The organism is Streptomyces sp. NPDC016309, from assembly GCF_043077235.1.
Lineage (GTDB): Bacteria > Actinomycetota > Actinomycetes > Streptomycetales > Streptomycetaceae > Streptomyces.
Genome location: NZ_JBIBSG010000008.1, coordinates 104,131 through 124,250 on the forward strand (window position 1 = coordinate 104,131; position 20,120 = coordinate 124,250).

General features: G+C 73.4%; 20 protein-coding genes and 1 tRNA gene. 7 read left to right on the top strand and 14 right to left on the bottom strand.

What is annotated here, in order from left to right; translation table 11 throughout:
- Positions 1-198: 198 nt before the first annotated feature.
- The 3 genes from ACF068_RS21055 to ACF068_RS21065 form a co-directional block, all read right to left on the bottom strand.
- Positions 199-1,413: an acyl-CoA dehydrogenase family protein gene (locus tag ACF068_RS21055; RefSeq protein WP_392275797.1), complete on the bottom strand. Its 1,215-nt coding sequence runs from the start codon at positions 1,411-1,413 to the stop codon at positions 199-201.
- Between the two features lie 9 nt (positions 1,414-1,422).
- Positions 1,423-2,445, bottom strand: coding sequence for a phosphotransferase family protein (locus ACF068_RS21060; RefSeq protein WP_392275798.1), 1,023 nt, complete (start codon positions 2,443-2,445; stop codon positions 1,423-1,425).
- Between the two features lie 372 nt (positions 2,446-2,817).
- Positions 2,818-3,114 (bottom strand): hypothetical protein, encoded by a 297-nt coding sequence (locus ACF068_RS21065; protein WP_392275799.1) that lies wholly within the window; start codon positions 3,112-3,114, stop codon positions 2,818-2,820.
- A 114-nt stretch (positions 3,115-3,228) separates the two neighbouring features.
- Here ACF068_RS21065 and ACF068_RS21070 point away from each other — a divergent pair, with 114 nt between their 5' ends.
- Positions 3,229-4,155 carry an NADP-dependent oxidoreductase gene (locus ACF068_RS21070; protein ID WP_392275800.1) on the top strand — a complete coding sequence of 309 codons (927 nt, stop codon included), beginning with the start codon at positions 3,229-3,231 and terminating at the stop codon, positions 4,153-4,155.
- Positions 4,156-4,191: 36 nt separating this feature from the next.
- Here ACF068_RS21070 and ACF068_RS21075 read toward each other — a convergent pair whose 3' ends face one another.
- From ACF068_RS21075 to ACF068_RS21085, 3 genes are read right to left on the bottom strand one after another with little or no spacing between them, the layout of a single operon-like run.
- Positions 4,192-4,503, bottom strand: a complete 312-nt coding sequence (locus ACF068_RS21075; RefSeq protein ID WP_392275801.1) for a DUF202 domain-containing protein — start codon at positions 4,501-4,503, stop codon at positions 4,192-4,194.
- Positions 4,503-4,895 (bottom strand): YidH family protein, encoded by a 393-nt coding sequence (locus ACF068_RS21080; protein WP_392275802.1) that lies wholly within the window; start codon positions 4,893-4,895, stop codon positions 4,503-4,505. Before ACF068_RS21080 ends, ACF068_RS21075 begins: the two co-directional genes overlap by 1 nt.
- The gene (locus ACF068_RS21085) at positions 4,892-5,419 is read right to left on the bottom strand and encodes an NUDIX domain-containing protein (protein ID WP_392275803.1); all 528 of its coding nucleotides are present in this window, start codon (positions 5,417-5,419) and stop codon (positions 4,892-4,894) included. Before ACF068_RS21085 ends, ACF068_RS21080 begins: the two co-directional genes overlap by 4 nt.
- Positions 5,420-5,505: 86 nt before the next feature.
- Here ACF068_RS21085 and ACF068_RS21090 point away from each other — a divergent pair, with 86 nt between their 5' ends.
- Entirely contained in the window at positions 5,506-7,164 is a 1,659-nt protein-coding gene (locus ACF068_RS21090; protein ID WP_392275804.1) for an FAD-binding dehydrogenase, read from the top strand.
- 76 nt (positions 7,165-7,240) lie between these two features.
- Here the strand turns inward: ACF068_RS21090 and ACF068_RS21095 are convergent, their stop codons facing one another.
- From ACF068_RS21095 to ACF068_RS21110, 4 genes are read right to left on the bottom strand one after another with little or no spacing between them, the layout of a single operon-like run.
- On the bottom strand, positions 7,241-7,618 hold the full coding sequence (locus tag ACF068_RS21095; RefSeq protein WP_392275805.1) for a DUF4440 domain-containing protein: 378 nt from the start codon (positions 7,616-7,618) through the stop codon (positions 7,241-7,243).
- Complete coding sequence (locus ACF068_RS21100; protein WP_392275806.1) at positions 7,615-8,040, bottom strand: ASCH domain-containing protein; 426 nt, start codon at positions 8,038-8,040, stop codon at positions 7,615-7,617. The genes ACF068_RS21095 and ACF068_RS21100 overlap by 4 nt, the downstream gene beginning before the upstream one ends.
- A 57-nt stretch (positions 8,041-8,097) precedes the next feature.
- A complete protein-coding gene (locus ACF068_RS21105; RefSeq protein ID WP_392275807.1) occupies positions 8,098-9,495 on the bottom strand; it encodes a GntP family permease in 1,398 nt (465 codons plus the stop codon).
- A 22-nt stretch (positions 9,496-9,517) separates the two neighbouring features.
- Complete coding sequence (locus tag ACF068_RS21110; protein ID WP_392275808.1) at positions 9,518-10,027, bottom strand: gluconokinase; 510 nt, start codon at positions 10,025-10,027, stop codon at positions 9,518-9,520.
- Positions 10,028-10,169: 142 nt separating this feature from the next.
- Here ACF068_RS21110 and ACF068_RS21115 point away from each other — a divergent pair, with 142 nt between their 5' ends.
- The 4 genes from ACF068_RS21115 to ACF068_RS21130 all read left to right on the top strand — a co-directional run bounded on the left by ACF068_RS21115 (position 10,170) and on the right by ACF068_RS21130 (position 14,398).
- The gene (locus ACF068_RS21115; protein WP_392275809.1) at positions 10,170-10,871 is read left to right on the top strand and encodes a FadR/GntR family transcriptional regulator; all 702 of its coding nucleotides are present in this window, start codon (positions 10,170-10,172) and stop codon (positions 10,869-10,871) included.
- Between the two features lie 204 nt (positions 10,872-11,075).
- Positions 11,076-12,542, top strand: coding sequence for an amino acid permease (locus ACF068_RS21120; protein ID WP_392275810.1), 1,467 nt, complete (start codon positions 11,076-11,078; stop codon positions 12,540-12,542).
- A 141-nt stretch (positions 12,543-12,683) separates the two neighbouring features.
- Positions 12,684-13,769, top strand: coding sequence for an S-(hydroxymethyl)mycothiol dehydrogenase (locus ACF068_RS21125; RefSeq protein ID WP_392275811.1), 1,086 nt, complete (start codon positions 12,684-12,686; stop codon positions 13,767-13,769).
- Positions 13,769-14,398 carry an MBL fold metallo-hydrolase gene (locus ACF068_RS21130; protein ID WP_392275812.1) on the top strand — a complete coding sequence of 210 codons (630 nt, stop codon included), beginning with the start codon at positions 13,769-13,771 and terminating at the stop codon, positions 14,396-14,398. Before ACF068_RS21125 ends, ACF068_RS21130 begins: the two co-directional genes overlap by 1 nt.
- On the opposite strand, the gene ACF068_RS21135 is transcribed toward ACF068_RS21130, so the two are convergent.
- Together ACF068_RS21135 and xylB are read right to left on the bottom strand one after the other, a co-directional pair.
- Positions 14,382-15,311: an RluA family pseudouridine synthase gene (locus tag ACF068_RS21135; protein WP_392275813.1), complete on the bottom strand. Its 930-nt coding sequence runs from the start codon at positions 15,309-15,311 to the stop codon at positions 14,382-14,384. The genes ACF068_RS21130 and ACF068_RS21135 overlap by 17 nt on opposite strands.
- A 23-nt stretch (positions 15,312-15,334) precedes the next feature.
- Positions 15,335-16,795: a xylulokinase gene (xylB, locus tag ACF068_RS21140; protein ID WP_392275814.1), complete on the bottom strand. Its 1,461-nt coding sequence runs from the start codon at positions 16,793-16,795 to the stop codon at positions 15,335-15,337.
- An 82-nt stretch (positions 16,796-16,877) separates the two neighbouring features.
- On the opposite strand from xylB, the gene xylA reads away from it, so the two are divergent.
- Positions 16,878-18,047 (top strand): xylose isomerase, encoded by a 1,170-nt coding sequence (gene xylA / locus ACF068_RS21145; protein ID WP_392275815.1) that lies wholly within the window; start codon positions 16,878-16,880, stop codon positions 18,045-18,047.
- 574 nt (positions 18,048-18,621) lie between these two features.
- Here the strand turns inward: xylA and ACF068_RS21150 are convergent.
- Both ACF068_RS21150 and ACF068_RS21155 read right to left on the bottom strand, forming a co-directional pair.
- Positions 18,622-19,869: an ROK family protein gene (locus tag ACF068_RS21150; RefSeq protein ID WP_392275816.1), complete on the bottom strand. Its 1,248-nt coding sequence runs from the start codon at positions 19,867-19,869 to the stop codon at positions 18,622-18,624.
- Positions 19,870-19,948: 79 nt separating this feature from the next.
- Positions 19,949-20,033 (bottom strand) — tRNA-Leu (locus ACF068_RS21155).
- Positions 20,034-20,120 lie beyond the last annotated feature (87 nt).

Sequence of the window (20,120 nt, forward strand, 5' to 3'; positions counted from 1 at the left end):
CGCGTGGCCGTCTCCGGCCCGTGAGAGCGTCCCCGGGTCCTGTGGGTTGGCTGTGAACCGGTCACCCCCGGATCCTTGGCCGAAACCAGTCACCGGCCGCCGGACCGGACCGCCCCGCGGTTCCCGTCGCCGGGCCTCGCACGCGGAGGAGCCCGGGACCACGAAGGCCCCGGGCTCCACCCGCTTCCGTACGGGAACTCAGAGGTACGCCTTCAGCTCCCGCCGCGCCAGCGACCGCTGGTGCACCTCGTCCGGGCCGTCCGCGAGCTTCAACGTGCGTGCCGACGCCCACAGTTCGGCGAGCGGGAAGTCCTGGCTGACGCCTCCCGCGCCGTGCACCTGGACCGCCTTGTCGATGATGTCCACCACCGCGCGGGGCGTGGCGATCTTGATGGCCTGGATCTCGGTGTGGGCGCCCCTGTTGCCGACCGTGTCCATCAGCCAGGCCGTCTTCAGCACCAGCAGCCGCAGTTGCTCCACCGTCACCCGGGCGTCGGCGATCCACCCCTGCACCTGCCCCTGCGCGGCCAGCGGCTTGCCGAAGGCGGTACGGGACACCGCACGGCGGCACATCAGCTCGATCGCCCGCTCGGCCATGCCGATCAGCCGCATGCAGTGGTGGATGCGCCCGGGGCCGAGCCGGGCCTGGGCGATGGCGAAGCCGCCGCCCTCCTCGCCGATCAGGTTCGCCGCCGGCACCCGGACGTCCTCGAAGACGACCTCGGCGTGTCCGCCGTGGGAGTGGTCCTCGTACCCGTACACCTGCATCGCGCGCCGGACGTGCAGCCCCGGGGTGTCGCGGGGCACCAGGACCATCGACTGCTGGCGGCGGACGTCCTCGCCGTCCGGGTCGGTCTTGCCCATCACGATGAAGATCGCGCAGTCCGGGTTCATCGCCCCGGAGATGTACCACTTGCGGCCGTTGATGACGTAGTCGTCACCGTCCCGCCGGATCCGGGTCTCGATGTTGGTCGCGTCGGACGAGGCCACCTCGGGCTCGGTCATCGCGAAGGCGGACCGGATCTCCCCGGCGAGCAGCGGCCGCAGCCACCGCTCCTTCTGCCGCTCGTCGCCGAACTGGGCCAGCACCTCCATGTTGCCGGTGTCCGGGGCCGCGCAGTTCAGCGCCGTGGGCGCCAGGTGCGGGGAGCGGCCGGTGATCTCGGCGAGCGGGGCGTACTGGAGGTTCGTCAGACCGGCGCCGTGCTCCTCGTCGGGCAGGAAGAGGTTCCACAGGCCCTGCCGGCGCGCCTCGGCCTTGAGATTCTCGACCACCGCCGGGGTGTCCCACGGGGAGGCGAGCTTCGCGCGCTGCTCGTGCGCGAGCTCCTCCGCCGGGTAGACGAAGTCGTCCATGAAGGCGAGGAGTTTCGCCCGCAGTTCCTCGGTGCGCGCGTCGAATGCGAAGTCCATGGGTGACGGTCAGCCTTCCTGGAGGGTGGTGAGGCCGTGCTCGATGAAGACCGGGACCAGCTCGCCGATCCGGTCGAAACCGGCGCCGACGGTCTGCCCGAGGGTGTAGCGGTAGTGGATGCCCTCCAGGATCACGGCGAGCTTGAACCAGGCGAACGCCGTGTACCAGGAGATGGCGGAGGTGTCGCGGCCGGAGCGGTCGGCGTAGCGCTCGACCAGCTCGGCGGGCGAGGGGTGCCCGGGCGCGGCCGCGGTGGTGGAGACGGGGGAGTGCGGCAGGTCCAGCCGGACGCTGTACATGGCCAGCAGGCCCAGGTCGGTGAGCGGGTCGCCGAGCGTGGACATCTCCCAGTCCAGGACGGCGTTCACCCGGTCGTCCTCGCCCAGCAGCGCGTTGTCCAGGCGGTAGTCGCCGTGCACGACGGTCGCCGCGGGGGAGCGCGGCAGGTCACGGCCCAGGGCGGCGTGCAGCTCGTCGATCCCGGCCAGCTCGCGGCTGCGGGAGGCGTCGAGCTGCTTGCCCCAGCGCCGGAGCTGCCGGTCCAGGAAGCCGTCGGGCCGCCCGAAGTCGCCGAGCCCCACGGCCGCGGGGTCCACCGCGTGCAGGTCGACCAGGGTGTCGACCAGGCCGAGGACGGCGGCCCGGGTGCGCCCGGGGCCGAGCGGGGCGAGCTGCGCGGCGGTGCGGTACGGGGTGCCGGACACGAACTCCATGACGTAGAACGGCGCTCCGAGCACCTCCTCGTCCTCGCACAGCACCAGCGGCTCGGGGACCGGCACCGCCGTCGGGTGCAGGGCGCTGATCACCCGGTGCTCGCGCCTCATGTCGTGGGCGGTGGCGAGGACGTGTCCGAGCGGCGGGCGGCGCACCACCCACTGGCCGGTGGAGTCGGTGACGAGGTACGTGAGGTTCGACCGGCCGCCCTCGACGAGGCGGGCGCTGAGCGGTCCGCTCACCAGGCCGGGCCGCTCGCGGTCGAGGAAGCCGCGCAACCGCTCGGGATCGAGACCTGGTGGGGGAGCTGAGCTCATCGTTCGCACCTCCGGATACGGGAAGACGGGTGGTGGTACGCAGCATGACCGACCAGTCGGTATGTCGTCCAGTACCGGACCGGTAATCGCCTGTGGGTATCCAGCTCCGGGGTCATGTCACTGAACAGCGTGCACAGGAGGGAACGCCGTCGCCGATCGACTGTGTCCCGCCCACCTCGCTCATCGCCGCTGCACCCGCCCTCTACCCTCCTGGCCCCGGCCCGCCGCCCGCCCCAAGCCCCGGCCGTCACCCGGTCACGGACATGAACGCGCGCTCCGGGCCCGGCGAGTGGGTGTGCGGCGGCTCACCCGTCCCCGGAGGCCGGCCGGCCTCGGCGCGGGCCCCGGGCGCACCCCGGTCGGTGGCGGCGGTCAGTGATCGTCCCAGTGGCCCTCGTGCGCCGCGTGCCGGTGTCCCTCGTGCACGTAGTCCATGTGGTCGCCGTGTGCGACGGCCGGGTGCCCGCACCCCTCGCCGTGCTCGTGGCTGTGCCCGCTGTGGGCGATGTGCTCCCCCGGCTCGCACTCGTCCCAGTGCCCGGAGTGCTCCCGGTGCAGGTGCCCGTCGTGGACGTAGTCCAAGTGGTCGTTGTGGACCATCGCCCGGTGCCCGCAGGCCGGACCGTGCACGTGGGTGTGCGAGGAGTGTTCCTGATGGAGAACGGTCATCGCGGGCCTCCGACGTCGAGGACGACACCACCAGGCTAGCCCTTTTTGTCGGCATTGATCGGTTTGTGGTTCCCTCCGCTTGCGAGCCGGCGGAGCGGCCCGGAGGGTCGGACCATGAAGGCCATCAGCTACCACCACTACGGCGGCCCCGAAGTCCTCGAGTACGGCGACCGGCCGGACCCCAAGGTGGGCCCGGACAAGGTGCTCGTCAGGGTGCGCGCTGCCGCCGTCAACCCGGTCGACTGGAAGGCCCAGGCCGGGTACCTCGACACGACCTTCGACACCGTCTTCCCGGTGATCCCCGGCTGGGACGTCTCCGGCGTCGTCATCCAGCCCGGGGTGTCCGTACCGGAGTTCGCCGTCGGGGACGAGGTGATGGGGTACGTCCGCGAGGACGTCCTGTGCCACGGCACCTTCGCCGAGTACGTCGCGGCGCCCGTCCGCACCCTGGCGCGCAAGCCCCGCAACCTGGGCTTCGAGGAGGCGGCGGCCCTGCCGCTGGCCGGCCTCACGGCGTACCAGGCGCTGCACCGGGCGCTCGCCGTGCGGCCGGGCGACACCGTCCTGGTGAACGCCGCGTCCGGCGCCGTCGGCTCGATGGCCGTCCAGATCGCCCGGCACATCGGTGCCCGGGTCATCGGCGCCGCCCGCGGGAACGGCCTGGACCGGGTACGCGAGCTGGGCGCCGAACCGGTGGCGTACGGGGACGGCTTCACCGGACGGGTCAGGAAGCTGGCCCCGCACGGCGTGGACGCGGCCCTCGACACCGTCGGCGGTCAGGTCCTCAAGGACTCCGCCCACCTGCTCGCCCCCGAGGGCCGCCTGGCCTCCGTCGCCGACGGCGAGGTCGTCGCGCTCGGCGGCCACTACTACTGGGTACGCCCCGACATGGCCGACCTCACGGTCCTCGCCGAACTGGCCGAACAGGGCGCCCTGTCGGTCCGGGTCGCCCGCACCTTCCCCCTGGAGCAGGCCGCCGAGGCCCAGCGCGCCAACAGGGAGGGCGGCCTGCACGGCAAGGTCGTCGTCACCGTCGGCTGAGGCGCGGGCGGCGGAACCCGTGACACGCCGCCACGCTCACACCACCACCGCCACCCCGAACGCGGCCAGCGCCACCGTGCAGGCCGCCGCCGCGACCGCGCCGCGCGGCGTCATCGGGACCGGGCGCACCGGGGCCAGCGCCCCCACCCGGCGATGGGCGACGATCAGGAACGCCAGCCACACCAGCAGCGACAGCCCCGCCCCCACCAGTCCCGCCGCGTCCACCCCGTCGTGCAGCGCCTGCTTGGCGGCGAGCACCGCCGCGACCGTCGCCGACAGGGTCGTACGCCGCCACGCCAGCCGCGTCCGCTCCGGCTGGAGCCCCGGGTCGCGGCCGCCCACGTCCATCAGTCGCGCCAGCCGAACAGGACGACCACCACCATCGCGCCCGCGACCAGACCCACCGCCAGGCTCAGCAGCGTCGGGAAGCGGCTCACCGGCAGGTCCTCGCCCCGCCGCATCGCCCGCTCGCACCGCACCCAGTGGTTCACCGCCCGCAGCGCGCACAGCGCCCCGGCGGCCAGCAGGGCGAGCGCCATCCCCACCCGGACGCCCCACCGCAGGTCGGGCAGGAACTGGTCCACCGCGAACCCGCCGCCGACCAGCGCCAGCGCGGTACGGAGCCAGGCCAGGAAGGTGCGCTCGTTGGCGAGGGAGAACCGGTAGTCGGGCGTCGCGCCCTCCTCCCGGATCCGCTGCGGCGCGAACCACAGCCGCAGGCCCCGCACGAAGTCGCTCACATGATCAGACTACCGGCGCGGTACTCGCGCAGCCTTTCGTAGGCCGCCAGCCCGTCCGGCACCCACTCCCAGTCGCCCAGCCGCGCCTCCAGCTCCCGCTCCGGCAGGAACGCGTGCCAGGCGACCTCCTCGGCCTGCGGCTCCACCGGCAGGGCGCACCGCACCTCGTACACGGCCGACCACCACGACCCGCGCCCGCCCCCGTCCTCGTACAGGAACTTCAGCAGCGGCGTGGGCGCCGGCAGCCCGCGCACGCCCAGCTCCTCCTCCGCCTCCCGCAGCGCCGCCTCGTCGTAGCCCTCGCCCGCCCCGACGACACCGCCCACGAACATGTCGTACAGCGACGGGAAGACCAGCTTGGTGGCCGTGCGGCGGTGGACGAACAGCCGGTCCTCGGCGTCCCGGGCCAGGACGAACACGCACCGGTGCCGCAGGCCCCGCGCGTACACCTCGCCGCGCGGCGCCCGCCCCACCACCTCGTCGTGCTCGTCGACGACGTCCAGGATCTCTTCGGCAGCGCTCATGCGGCCATGAAATCACCGCCCGCCTGTTGACGTGTTACCGCCGCGTACCGAAGATCGGAGCACCCGGCCGACAAGGATGAGGACCCATGGCGTACGACGCTGATGTGATCGTGATCGGGGCGGGTCTCGCGGGCCTGGTCGCCACCGCCGAGCTCGTCGACGCGGGCCGCAGCGTCATCCTTCTCGACCAGGAGCCGGCACAGTCCCTCGGCGGCCAGGCGCACTGGTCCTTCGGCGGGCTGTTCTTCGTCGACTCGCCCGAACAGCGCCGGATGCGCATCCGCGACAGCCACGCCCTCGCCCTCCAGGACTGGCTCGGCACCGCCGGCTTCGACCGCCCTGAGGACCACTGGCCGCGCGCGTGGGCCGAGGCGTACGTCGACTTCGCGGCCGGCGAGAAGCGGGCCTGGCTGCACCGGCAGGGTGTCCGCTTCTTCCCGGTCGTCGGCTGGGCCGAACGCGGCGGCTACGGCGCCACCGGGCACGGCAACTCGGTCCCGCGCTTCCACATCACCTGGGGCACCGGCCCCGGCCTCGTCGCCCCCTTCGAGCGCCGCGTCCGCGCGGGCGTCGACCGGGGCCTCGTACGGCTCGCGTTCCGTCACCGGGTCACCGGCCTCGGCCGCACCGCGGGCGCCGTCGACACCGTCAGCGGCGAGGTCCTGGAGCCGTCCGGCGCCGAGCGCGGCACGGCCAGCAGCCGCCGGGTCACCGGCACGTTCGCGTACCGGGCCCAGGCCGTCGTCATCACCTCGGGCGGCATCGGCGGCAACCACGACCTGGTCCGGGCCCAGTGGCCCGAGCGGCTCGGCACCCCGCCCGAGAAGCTGCTCTCCGGCGTGCCCGCCCACGTCGACGGCCTGATGCTCGGCATCGCCGAGGAGGCCGGCGCCCACCACATCAACCGCGACCGGATGTGGCACTACACCGAGGGCATCGAGAACTGGAACCCCATCTGGGCGCGGCACGGCATCCGCATCCTCCCCGGACCGTCCTCGCTGTGGCTGGACGCGCACGGCCGGCGGCTGCCCGTCCCGCTGTTCCCCGGCTTCGACACGCTCGGCACCCTCGAACACATCGCGCGGAGCGGCCACGGCCACACCTGGTTCGTCCTCAACCGGCGCATCATCGGCAAGGAGTTCACCCTCTCCGGGTCCGAGCAGAACCCCGACCTCACCGGCAAGTCCGTGCGGGGCGTCCTGGACCGCGCCCGCGCCGACGTCCCCGGCCCCGTCAAGGCGTTCATGGACCACGGTGCCGACTTCGTCGTCGAGGACGACCTGACGTCCCTGGTGCGCGGCATGAACGCGCTGACGAAGGAACCGCTGATCGACGAGGCCGCGCTGCGCCGCGAGATCGTCGCCCGCGACCGCGAGATCGCCAACCCCTTCACCAAGGACCTCCAGGTCACGGCGATCCACGGGGCCCGCAAGTACCTCGGCGACAAACTGATCCGCACGGTCGCCCCGCACCGCGTCCTCGACCCCAAGGCGGGCCCGCTCATCGCCGTACGCCTCAACATCCTCACCCGCAAGTCACTGGGCGGCCTGGAGACCGACCTCTCCTCCCGCGTGCTCACCGCCGACGGCACCCCGCTGCCCGGCGTCTACGCGGCCGGCGAAGCCGCCGGTTTCGGCGGCGGCGGCGTCCACGGCTACCGGGCCCTGGAGGGCACCTTCCTCGGCGGCTGCATCTTCTCGGGCCGCGCCGCCGGCCGCGCCGCCGCGCAGGCCACCGGCGCGTAGCGCGTATCGGGCCGCGCGCGGGTGCCCCGCGGCCCTGCCGGCACGGCACCCCCCGAGGCGGGTGTCGCCACACTCCCTAGGGCACGCCCTCCGGCACCGGAGTCCCCTGGTGGTAGTACAGCCGCCAGGCGCCGCCGGTCTCCGGGTCGCGGCGCCAGAGGGAGCTGCGCCGGGTCCGGCGGCCGTCCAGGACCGCTTCGTACGTCAGGTGCACCAGGTCCGGGGCGAGCAGGACGCCCGTCATGCCGGACACCTCGTACCGGGGCCCGTCCGCCGCACCGCCCTCCAGCTCCGGCAGCGCGGCGAGCATGTCGTCCCGGCTCCACCGCCGCCCCGAGGCGCCGACCTCCACGAAGTCCGGGTGCAGCAGCCGGGCCGCCTCCGCCCGGGACGTGCGTACCGCCGGGTCCACCAGCCGCAACTCGCCCGCGACCGCCTCGTCCACCCCCGTCACCGCAGACGCTCCACGACGCGGAACCGCTCGGCGACCACCATCGTCCCGTCGTCCACCGTGAAGTCCGGGTCCCCGAGGGCCTCGCGCATCTCGGCGCCGTGCCAGAAGCGTTCGTGGCCCGCCCGCCACTCGGCGACCGAGGCGTACCCCTCGCCCTCGTCGAGCGCGTGCGCCAGGTCCACCTCGCCGAGCGGCAGCACCCGCACCTCCGTCACCTCGACCACCGCCACCTCGCGGCCGTCGGAGTCGATGAGCGCGGAGCGTTCGCCGATCTCCGGCAGCTCCTCGTCCTCCGCCTCGTACTCCACGAGGAGACCGGTCGTCGACACCTTCTCGCCCGACAGGACGGCGGCGACCAACCGGTCGCGCAACGGCCCGGGGAAGGCCAGCAGATACGGCTTGAGCTGTTCGGAGTCCGTCATGGGGCGACAGTCTGGCAAGACCGCCGCCCCGACCGCGAGGCAATACCCGGGGCGCGGCTACAGCACCAGGGACAGCAGCAGCACGCACCCGATGCCGACGACCGAGATGATCGTCTCCATCACCGACCAGGTCTTGACCGTCTGGCTGACGGACATCCCGAAGTACTCCTTCACCAGCCAGAACCCGGCGTCGTTGACATGGCTGAAGAACAGCGAGCCCGCGCCGATCGCCAGTACCAGCAGCGCCGCGTGGGCGGTCGACATGTCGGCCGCCAGCGGTGCGACCAGCCCGGCCGCCGAGATGGTGGCGACCGTCGCCGAGCCGGTGGCCAGCCGGATCGCCACCGCGATCAGCCAGGCGAGCAGCAGCGCCGGAACCGACCAGTCGTCGGAGAAGTCCAGGATCATCCGCCCGACGCCCACGTCGATGAGCGTCTGCTTGAAACCGCCGCCCGCGCCGACGATCAGCAGTACGCCGGCGATCGGGGCGAGGGACTTCTCGACCGTGGAGGAGATCCGCTCCTTGGTGAAGCCGGCCGCCCGGCCCAGCGTGAACATGCCGGCCAGGACGGCGGCGAGCAGCGCGATCAGCGGGGAGCCGATGACGTCGGTCACCCGCTGGACGTGGTTCTCCGGGTCGTCCACCACGATGTCCACCAGCGCCTTGACCAGCATCAGCACCACGGGCAGCAGCACCGTCGCGACCGTGGCGCCGAAGCCCGGCCGGCGCTCCAGGTCCTCGGAGGCCCGCTGGGGGACCATCCGCTCGGGCACCGGGACGTCCACCCAGCGCGCCGCGTACCGGGAGAAGAGCGGACCGGCGATGATCACGGTCGGGACGGCGACGACGATGCCCAGCGCCAGCGTCACGCCCAGGTTGGCGCCGATGGCGTCGATGGCGACCAGCGGGCCGGGGTGCGGCGGTATCAGCCCGTGCATCACGGACAGGCCCGCCAGCGCCGGGATGCCGATCCGCATCAGCGAATAGCCGCCCCGCTGGGCCACCATCAGCACCACCGGGATCAGCAGCACGATCCCGACCTCGAAGAACAGCGGCAGCCCGATCACCGAGGCGATCAGCACCATCGCCCACGGCATGGCCCGGCCGCCCGCCCTCGCCAGGATGGTGTCGACGATCCGGTCCGCACCGCCCGAGTCGGCGAGCAGCTTGCCGAGGATCGCCCCGAGCGCGATGAGCACACCGACTCCCGCCACGGTCGAGCCGAGGCCCTTGGTGAACGAGGCGATGGTCGCGTCCAGCGGGGCGCCGGCGAAGGCGCCGAGCGCCAGTGAGCCGATGGTCAGCGCCAGGAAGGCGTGCAGCTTGGTCCTGGTGATGAGCAGGACGATGAGGGCGATGCCCGCCAGGACGGCGATGCCGAGCCGGGCGTTGCCGGCCGAGGTGATCGGCTCGGTGGCGTCCGCTGCCAGCATCTCGACGTGGAGACTGGTCACAGGGGTTCCTCGGGTAGGCGGATCAGGGGGCGAGCCGGCGCAGCGCGGCGACGGCCCGGTCGGCGATGTCCTCGGGGGAGCCGGCGACGTCCACGGCCACCCCGGCCTCGTCGTCCCCGAGCGGCTGGAGCGTGGCGAACTGCGAGTCCAGGAGCGCGGCGGGCATGAAGTGCCCCGTGCGCGCGGCCATCCGCCCCTCGATCAGCGACCGGTCGCCGGTCAGGTGCAGGAAGACGGCACCGGGCGCGGCCGCCCGCAGCCGGTCGCGGTACGACCGCTTCAGCGCCGAGCTGCTCACCACCCCGCCGAGGCCCGCCCGCCCGTGCGCCCACCGCCCGATGGCGTCCAGCCAGGGCCACCGGTCGTCGTCGTCCAGCGGGACGCCGGCCGACATCTTGGCGATGTTCGCCTCGGGGTGGAAGTCGTCGCCCTCGGCGTACGGGACGCCGAGGCGTTCGGCGACCAGCGGGCCGACGGTGGTCTTGCCGGTCCCGGCCACGCCCATCACCACGACGACGGGGGGTTGCTCCATGGGGTGCCTCGCTGTCTTCCTCGACATCGATCCGGACGCCCGCGCGGCATCCGTCGCCGCACACTGAAACCCATCTGGTACGACGTATTCAAGAGCCTGTGACGTAAAAGTCATACTTTTCAGTGGCGGTTACGCTATGCACATGAAGACGCAGGCACCCGGGCTCCACACGCATGTCCTGGACACCCTGGGCCTGGCGATCACCGCGGGGGAGTACCCGCCGGGCAGTGTGCTGCGCACCGATGAGCTCGCCCAGCGCTTCGAGGTGTCACGCACCGTGATCCGCGAGGTGGTCCGCGTCCTGGAATCCATGCACCTGGTGGAGTCGCGCCGCCGCGTCGGCGTGACCGTGCGCGCCACCGAGCAGTGGAACGTCTACGACCCGCGCGTCATCCGCTGGCGGCTGGCCGGCGCCGACCGCCCCCGCCAGCTCCGCTCGCTCACCGTCCTCCGCTCCGCCGTCGAGCCGGTCGCCGCCGGCCTCGCGGCCACCCACGCCACCCCCGAGCAGTGCCGGGAGCTGACCGAGCAGGCCCTCGGCATGGTCGCGACCTCGCGCGGCCGGCAGCTCGAGGCGTATCTGGTCCACGACATCGCCTTCCACCGGATTGTGCTCAACGCCTCCGGCAACGAGATGTTCGCCCGGCTCGGCGACGTGGTCGCCGAGGTCCTCGCGGGGCGGACGCACCACCACGTGATGTTCGAGGACCCCGACCCGGCCGCCGTCACCCTCCACGTGCGGGTCGCCGAGGCCGTACGGGAGCGGGACGCGGACCGGGCCGAGCGGCTCACCAGGGAGATCGCCACCGGGGCGCTCCGAGAGCTCGACGTCCTCGCGCCGTAGCTCCACCACGTAAGCTGCTCAACGCTGATTAACCAGTCGGTAACCTCAAAAACACCTCAGATCCGCCCGTACGTGACATAGGCCACAGCCAAAACGGCGGCGAAGCCGTGACTATGTGCCCTGGCCTTCTGCCGCGGTGACCACATTCATCACCCACGTACGGCTGGCTGATACCGCACGACCCCTCACAAAGGCGACTTCCAGATGAGTGACCGCACCATGCCTGCGGCCGACACCCTGAGCCCCGGGACTCCCGCGGCGACGGGCGCCCCCCACATCGACGCCGGTGACGCCGGTTACAGCAAGGACCTCAAGTCCCGCCACGTCAACATGATCGCCATCGGTGGCGCGATCGGCACCGGCCTCTTCCTCGGCGCCGGTGGCCGCCTGGCCGGGGCCGGTCCCTCGCTCGCGATCGCGTACGCGGTCTGCGGCGTCTTCGCCTTCTTCGTCGTCCGGGCCCTCGGTGAGCTGGTGCTCTACCGTCCCTCCTCCGGCGCCTTCGTCTCCTACGCCCGTGAGTTCATGGGCGAGAAGGGCGCCTACACGGCCGGCTGGCTGTACTTCCTCAACTGGTCGACCACCGCCGTCGCCGACATCACCGCGGCGGCGACCTACGCCCACTTCTGGGCCATGTTCAGCGACGTCCCGCAGTGGATCCTCGCCCTGATCGCCCTGGCCGTCGTCCTCACCGCGAACCTGATCTCGGTGAAGTACTTCGGCGAGATGGAGTTCTGGTTCGCGATCATCAAGGTCGCCGCGCTGGTGATCTTCATGTGCGTGGGCATCTTCCTGGTGGTGACCCAGCACGAGGTCGGCGGCCACACCCCGGGTCTCGCCACCATCACCGACAACGGCGGCATCTTCCCGATGGGCATGGTGCCGATGCTGATGGTCGTCCAGGGCGTCGTCTTCGCCTACGCGTCCGTCGAGCTGGTCGGCGTCGCCGCCGGTGAGACCGAGAACCCCGAGAAGATCATGCCGAAGGCGATCAACTCGATCATGTGGCGCGTGGGCCTGTTCTACGTCGGCTCGGTCGTCCTGCTGGTCCTGCTCCTGCCGTACACCTCGTTCTCCGGCGACCAGAGCCCCTTCGTCACCGTCTTCGACAAGCTCGGCATCCCCGGCACGGCCGGCGTCATGAACCTGGTCGTCCTCACCGCCGCCCTCTCCAGCCTGAACTCCGGCCTGTACTCCACCGGCCGCATCCTGCGCTCGATGGCCATGTCCGGCTCCGCGCCCAAGTTCACCGCCCGGATGAACAAGGGCCAGGTGCCCTACGGCGGCATCCTGCTCACCGCCGGCTTCGGCGTCCTCGGCGTCGCCCTGAACTACGTCATGCCCGGCGAGGCCTTCGAGATCGTGCTGAACCTCGCCTCCATCGGCATCCTCGGCACCTGGGGCATGATCATGCTCTGCTCGCTGCTGTTCTGGTCGCGCTCCAAGGAGGGCAAGGTCACCCGCCCCTCCTACAAGCTGCCCTGGGCGCCTTACACCCAGATCGTGACGCTGGTCTTCCTCGTCTCCGTCCTCGGCCTGATGTGGTACGGCGGCGGCGTCGGCCGGACCACCGTCAACTGCCTGCCGCTGATCGCGGCCCTGCTCGTCGGCGGCTGGTTCGCCGTCCGCAAGCGCGTCAACGCGCTGGCCACCTCGCAGCCGCAGGACTGACCCACCCCGGGCACGCGTCGAGCCCCCGCCGGACACCCGTCCGGCGGGGGCTTCGCTTGTGCGGCCGAATATGCACCCCCCGGGACGCCCCCGACCGGAATAGTGGTGCCGGACAATCGCGTGACGAAGGGAAGAGCCACGATGGCGCAGCAGGTCACAGGGGTCATTGCCCCGGGGAAGAACGAACCCGTGCGGGTGGAGACCATCCTGGTCCCCGACCCCGGCCCCGGCGAAGCCGTCGTCCGGATCCAGGCGTGCGGGGTGTGCCACACCGACCTGCACTACAAGCAGGGCGGCATCAACGACGACTTCCCGTTCCTCCTCGGCCACGAGGCCGCCGGTGTGGTCGAGTCCGTCGGCGACGGCGTCACCGACGTCACGCCCGGCGACTTCGTCATCCTCAACTGGCGGGCCGTCTGCGGCACCTGCCGGGCGTGCCGGCGGGGCCGGCCCTGGTACTGCTTCGCCACCCACAACGCCGTACGGAAGATGACCCTGGAGGACGGCACCGAGCTGTCGCCCGCCCTCGGCATCGGCGCCTTCGCCGAGAAGACCCTCGTCGCCGCCGGCCAGTGCACCAAGGTCGACCCGTCCGTCGCCCCCGCCGTCGCCGGCCTCCTGGGCTGCGGCGTCATGGCCGGCATCGGCGCGGCGATCAATACCGGCCAGGTCGGCCGGGGCGACTCCGTCGCCGTCATCGGCTGCGGCGGCGTCGGCGACGCGGCGATCGTGGGCTCCCGGCTGGCGGGCGCCGCGCGGATCATCGCCGTCGACATCGACGACCGCAAGCTGGAGACCGCCCGGACCATGGGCGCCACCCACACCGTCAACTCCCGCACCACCGACCCCGTCGAGGCGATCCGTGAACTCACCGACGGCTTCGGCGCCGACGTCGTCATCGAGGCGGTCGGCCGGCCCGAGACGTACCGGCAGGCCTTCTACGCCCGCGACCTCGCCGGCACCGTCGTCCTCGTCGGCGTACCGACCCCCGAGATGACCCTGGAGCTCCCGCTCCTCGACGTCTTCGGACGCGGCGGCGCCCTCAAGTCGTCCTGGTACGGCGACTGCCTCCCCTCCCGCGACTTCCCCATGCTCATCGACCTGCACCGGCAGGGCCGCATCGACCTGGCCGCCTTCGTCACCGAGACGATCGGCCTCGGCGACGTCGAGAAGGCGTTCGCCCGGATGCACGAGGGCGACGTCCTGCGCTCGGTGGTGGTCTTCTGATGACCGCGCGCATCGACCACCTCGTCACCTCCGGCACCTTCTCGCTGGACGGCGGCACCTGGGACGTCGACAACAACGTGTGGATCGTCGGGGACGGCGCCGAGGCCGTCGTCATCGACGCGGCCCACGACGCCGACGCCATCCTCGCCGCTCTCGACGGCCGGACGCTGCGGGCCATCATCTGCACGCACGCCCACGACGACCACATCGGCGCCGCCCCGGCGCTCGCCGCCGCCACCGGCGCCCGCGTCCTGCTGCACCCCGACGACCTGCCGCTGTGGAAGCGGACCCACCCCGACCATTACCCGGACGGGGAACTCACCGACGGCCGGACCCTCACCATCGCGGGCACCGACCTCACCGTCCTGCACACCCCCGGCCACGCCCCCGGCGCCGTCTGCCTGTACGCGCCCGACCTGGGCACCGTCTTCACCGGCGACACCCTCTTCCGGGGCGGCCCGGGCGCCACCGGCCGGTCCTTCTCCCACTTCCCCACGATCATCGACTCGATCCGCGACCGGCTGCTCACCCTGCCGCCGGACACCGTCGTCCGCACCGGACACGGGGACGGCACCACCATCGGCGCCGAGGCCCCGCACCTCCAGGAGTGGATCAACCGAGGCCACTGAGCGACAGCCCGCTCACGAACCGCATCGGCACACCCGTGACCGGGTCGGTGAACTCCAGCCGCCGCGCCAGCAGTTGCAGCGGTCGGGTGAAGTCCTCCGGCCCGTCCTCCCGCACCACCGGATACAGCGGATCGTGCAGGATCGGCACGCCCAGCCGGGCCATGTGCACCCGGAGCTGGTGGGTCTGGCCGGTCGCCGGCACCAGCCGGTACCGGCCGAGCCCGCCCCGGTGCTCCAGCAGCTCGACCCGGCTCTCGCTGTTCGGCTCGCCCGGCTCCTCCCGGGCCGCGAGCACCCCCCGCTCCTTCACGATCCGGCTGCGCACGGTCACCGGCAGCGGGAGCCCCGGATCGTACGGGGCCACCGCCTCGTACTCCTTGCGCACCCGCCGGTCCCGGAACAGCGACTGGTACGCGCCCCGGTCCCCGGGCTCCACCACGAACAGCGCCAGCCCCGCCGTCAGCCGGTCCAGCCGATGCGCCGGCTGCAACCCGGGCAGGCCCAGCTCGCGCCGCAACCGCGCCACCGCCGTCTCCGTGACGTGCCGCCCGCGCGGCGTCGTCGCCAGGAAGTGCGGCTTGTCGGCGACCACGATCCGCTCGTCCCGGTGCACGATCCCCACCTCGAACGGCACCCGCTCCTCGGGCGGGAAGTCCCGGTGGAACCACACGTAACGCCCGGGCGCGTACGGCTCGTCCGCCCCGACCGGCACCCCGTCCGCCCCCACGAAGCGGCCCGCCGCGAGCATCGCGTCCACCCGCCCGGCGCCGATCGCCCCCGCGTACCGGCCCAGCAGATGGTCCCGGACGGTCGCCCACGACCCCTCCGGGTCGGCCGGCAGCCGCAGCCGCACCGGGTCCACGCCGTCGCGCTGCGGAAGCGGGGCCACCGGGGCCCTGGTCCTGCGTCTCACCCGCCCCACGGTATACGCCCACGTCACCCGGGCGTACGCGCCTCCCACCGGGCCCCCAGGGCGCCGGCGGCGGGCAGGGCGGCGGCGATCCGGTCCCAGGTGGCCCGGTCGCGCTCCACCGCCGGGAGCGCCTCGCCCGCACCGCCGCCCCACGCGGACGCCACGGCCACCGGATCCTCTCCGGTCGCCGCCCCCGCCGCCAGCGCGGCGGCACCCAGCGCGACCGGCTCCGGAGCGCGCGGCAGTACCACCGGCCGCCCCGACAGGCGGCGCACGGTCTCCACCCACGTACGCCCCCGGGCGCCGCCGCCGATCAGCCGCAGCGGCACGTCCGCCCCCGCCGGAGGCAGCTCGTCCAGCACCCGCAGGACCGTGAACACCGCGCCCTCGTAGGCGGCCCCCAGGAGCTGCTGCCGGGTGGTCGCGTGCCGCAGTCCGGTCAGCAGACCCGACGCGCGGGGCAGATCGGGGGTGCGCTCACCGTCCAGGTACGGCAGGAGGACGGCCTCCCCGCCGGGCGCGGCGTCCTCCCGGTCCAGGCCCAGCAGCGCCGCCACCTTGTCGACCGCCAGCGTGCAGTTGAGCGTGCAGCCCAGCGGCAGGAACGTGCCGTCGGTGGCGGCGAACCCGGCCAGCGCGGCCGTCGCCGGCCGGGTGCGGGTGGCCGCGAAGACGGTCCCGGACGTACCGAGCGACACCACCGGGTGGTCGAGCAGCCCCCGCGCGCCCAGCCCGAGCCCCACGGCGGCGGCCATGTTGTCCCCGGTGCCCGCGGCGACGGCGATGCCCTCCGGCAGGCCCAGCTCCCCGGCCGCCCGGGCCGTCAGCGACCCCACGCGGGTGGCCCCCGACGGGGCGACCGCCGGCAGCAGGGCGCCGTCCAGCCCCAGGAGGTCCAGCAGCCCCGGGTCGTACGCCCCGGTCGCGGTGGCGTACCAGCAGGTGCCGGACGCGTCCCCCGGGTCGGTGGCGGCGGTGCCGGCGAGCCGCTCGGTGAGGAAGTCGTGGGGGAGGCGCACGGCGGCGGCCGCCGCGGCGGTACGCGGCTCGTGCTCGCACAGCCAGCGCCACTTGGCCGCCGTCATCGACGCCACGGGCACCGAACCGGTACGGGCCAGCCAGCCGTCGGCGCCCAGCTCCCCGGCGAGCGCGGCGGCCTGCGGTGCCGCGCGGGTGTCGTTCCACAGCAGCGCGGGACGCAGCGGGCGGCCCGCGGCGTCCAGGACGACCAGTCCGTGCTGCTGGCCGGCCACCGCGATGCCGGTCACCGCCCGGGCGTCCCGGCCGCGCAGGGCCTCGCCCACGGCCGCGGCCAGTGCCCGCCACCACTGCTCGGGGTCGCTCTCCCGGGCGCCGCCCTCGCCGCTCACGGTGTGGGCGGCCCGGCCCGTCGCCACCACCCGCCCGGACACCACGTCCACCACGACCGCCTTGGCCGACTGGGTGGAACTGTCCACACCGATGACCACCGGGGACGACGACATCGCGCACCTCTCTCTTGGCGAAGGGCTTCCCGTAGCGTATTAGTAATGTCAGAAAACAAATAGATCGGCTGGAGGCCCGGACATGTCGGAACGCTTCATCCCCGCTCCCGAGGACAGGTTCACCTTCGGGCTGTGGACGGTGGGCTGGCAGGGCGCCGACCCCTTCGGTACCGCCACCCGCCCCGCCCTCGACCCGGTCGAAACGGTCGAGCGCCTCGCGGCCCTCGGCGCGTACGGCGTGACCTTCCACGACGACGACCTGATCCCCCACGGGTCCTCCGGCGCCGAGCGCGAAGCGCTGGTCAAGCGGTTCCGCGCCGCCCTCGACCGCACGGGCCTCAAGGTCCCCATGGCCACCACCAACCTCTTCACCCATCCGGTCTTCAAGGACGGCGCCTTCACCGCCAACGACCGCGACGTCCGCCGCTACGCCCTGCGCAAGACGATCCGCAACATCGACCTCGCGGTCGAGCTCGGCGCCGGGGTGTACGTCGCGTGGGGCGGCCGCGAGGGCGCCGAATCGGGCGCCGCGAAGGACGTCCGGGCGGCCCTGGACCGCATGAAGGAGGCCTTCGACCTCCTCGGCGAGTACGTCACCTCCCAGGGCTACGACCTGCGCTTCGCCATCGAGCCCAAGCCCAACGAGCCGCGCGGCGACATCCTCCTGCCCACCATCGGCCACGCCCTCGCCTTCATCGAGCGCCTGGAACGCCCCGAACTCGTCGGCGTCAACCCCGAGGTCGGCCACGAGCAGATGGCGGGCCTCAACTTCCCCCACGGCATCGCCCAGGCCCTGTGGGCGGGCAAGCTCTTCCACATCGACCTCAACGGCCAGTCCGGCATCAAGTACGACCAGGACCTCCGCTTCGGCGCCGGCGACCTCCGCCAGGCCTTCTGGCTGGTCGACCTTCTGGAGAGCGCCGGCTACGACGGCCCCCGCCACTTCGACTTCAAGCCCGTCCGCACCGACGGCCCCGACGGCGTCTGGGAGTCCGCGAAGAACTGCATGCGCAACTACCTGATCCTCAAGGACCGCGCCGCCGCGTTCCGCGCCGACCCCGAGGTCCGAGCCGCCCTCGCCGCCTCCCGCGTACCCGACCTCACCCGCCCCACCGCCGCCGACGGCCTCGCCGGGCTGCTCGCCGACGCCTCGGCGTACGAGACCTTCGACCCCGCGACGGCGGCGGCCCGCTCCATGTCCTTCGAGCGCCTCGATCAACTGGCCCTCGAACACCTCCTGGCCACCCGCTGAGCCCACCGGCCGCGCTCGGTGCCCGGTGCGCGGCGCCTGCCGGTGGGTGGCCTCTTCCGGCCCCGGCGATGCGGTGCCTGCCGGTGGGTGGGGGGTGTGGCCCCTCCGGGCTCACCTCCTCGAGGCCGGCGGCCTGCGCCACCGGTAAGGGCACCCGCCCCTTGCCTCCCCCAAGCTCTCGGCTTCGCTCGAGCAGGGGGGACCCCCCATCCTCTGCGGGGGCGACCCTGCACGGCCCCACCCCGGCCCGTCGCCCGTCCGCGGGCCGGTTCGCCCGAGGCCGTGGCCCTCTCCCTCGAACGTCGTCCGGACGACGTACACGCCACAGAGCCCCCTAGGACGATCCGGCCCGCGGATATCGGTACCTACGGCGGGTTGGGGAGGGTCGTACGGCGAGGAGGGGCCGTGCAGGGTCGCCCCCGCAGCGGTTGGCGGCGACGAACGGCCACAAGACCGGTAGGGTGCCCCGCCAACCGCGAGGAGGTGAGCCCGGAGGGGCCCCGCCCCTGACCCACCGGCCGCAACCCACCCCTCGTAAGGCCACCCGCCGCAGTCACCCGGCGCGCGGCCGGGGCTACCCGGCCGCGCGGGCGGTGTGTCCCGCCGGGTCGGCGATCACGTCACGGACGACCACCGCCGCCGCGCCGCGCGCCGCGTCGCCGGACGAGGAGGAGCCCCGCAGCCGCCCGGACCCCGCCGGCCACAGCCCGGACACCACGCGCCGGGTCAGTTCACGGTCGGCCGCCGGGCCCAGCCACGGCATGAGCGGCCGGTAGATGCCGCCCAGCACCACCGCCTCCGGGTCCAGCAGGTTCACCGCGCCGGAGACGACCAGCCCGAGCATCCGCCCGGCGCGCTCCAGGGCCGCCACGGCCAGGGTGTCACCGGCGCGGGCCCGCCGTTCCAGCTCGGCCACGCCCGGCAGCCCCGCCGCCTCGTCCAGGCCCGCGCCCCGCAGCAGCGCGGCCTGCCCGGCGTACTGCTCCAGGCACCCCCGCGAACCGCACCGGCACTCCGGACCGTCCGCGTCCGCCACGACGTGCCCGATCTCCCCGGCGAAGCCGTGCGCCCCGCGCAGCAGCCGGCCGTCCACGACGACAGCCCCGCCCACCCCGATCTCGCCGGTCAGGTACAGGAAGCCGCGCACGCGCTCCGGCCCGGCGCCGACGCCGAACCACAGCTCCGCCAGCGCCGCCGCGTTCGCCTCGTTGTCCGAGCCCACCGGCAGCGGCGGCCGGCCGGGCCGCGCGGCGGCCAGGGCCCGCCCGAACAGGTCCTCCGCCGCGACCCGGTCCCAGCCGAGGTTCGGGGCCTGGCGCACCGTGCCGCCGGAGACCAGACCGGGCAGCGCCAGCCGGGCCCCGGCCGGGTGGAGGTCGTGCCCGGCCGCGGAGTCCAGCGTCCGCGCCGCGATCCGCGCGGCCCGCTCCAGTACCTCGCCGGGGGCGGCGCCCCGGTTGTCGACGTGCTCGGTGAGCCGGACCCGGTCGGCACCGGCGAGGTCGACGACGCAGACGGTCACGTAGTCGACGTTGATCTCGACGCCGAGCCCCGCCGGTCCCGTACGGGCCACTCTCAGCGCCGTCCCGGGCCGGCCGGCCTGGCCGCTGAACGTCTTGCCGCGCTCGGTGAGGAACCCTCCCGCCAGGAGCTGCTCCACCAGCGACGACACCGCAGCCCGCGTGAGGCCGACCCGCGCCGCGACCGCCGCCCGGGTCGCCTCGCCCTCGTCGTGCACGGCCCGCAGCACCAGGCTCAGGTTGTGCCGCCGCACGGTGTCCTTGTCGGCCTTGGGCTCCAGCGGGTCGGGGGTGCTCTTCATGGTGCGGCCGAGCCTATGCGAAGCCCGGTGACGCCGAAGAGCGGCCCCGGTCTGCCGACCGGAACCGCTCTTCTCGCTGTGTCCGAGGGGGGACTTGAACCCCCACGCCCGATAAAGGGCACTAGCACCTCAAGCTAGCGCGTCTGCCATTCCGCCACCCGGACAAGGTGTCTGTCTCGCGGCCCGTGGCCGTTCCGACGTGGAAAACCATAGCAAACATTGGGAGGGCTCGATCACGCCCCCGTCCGCGC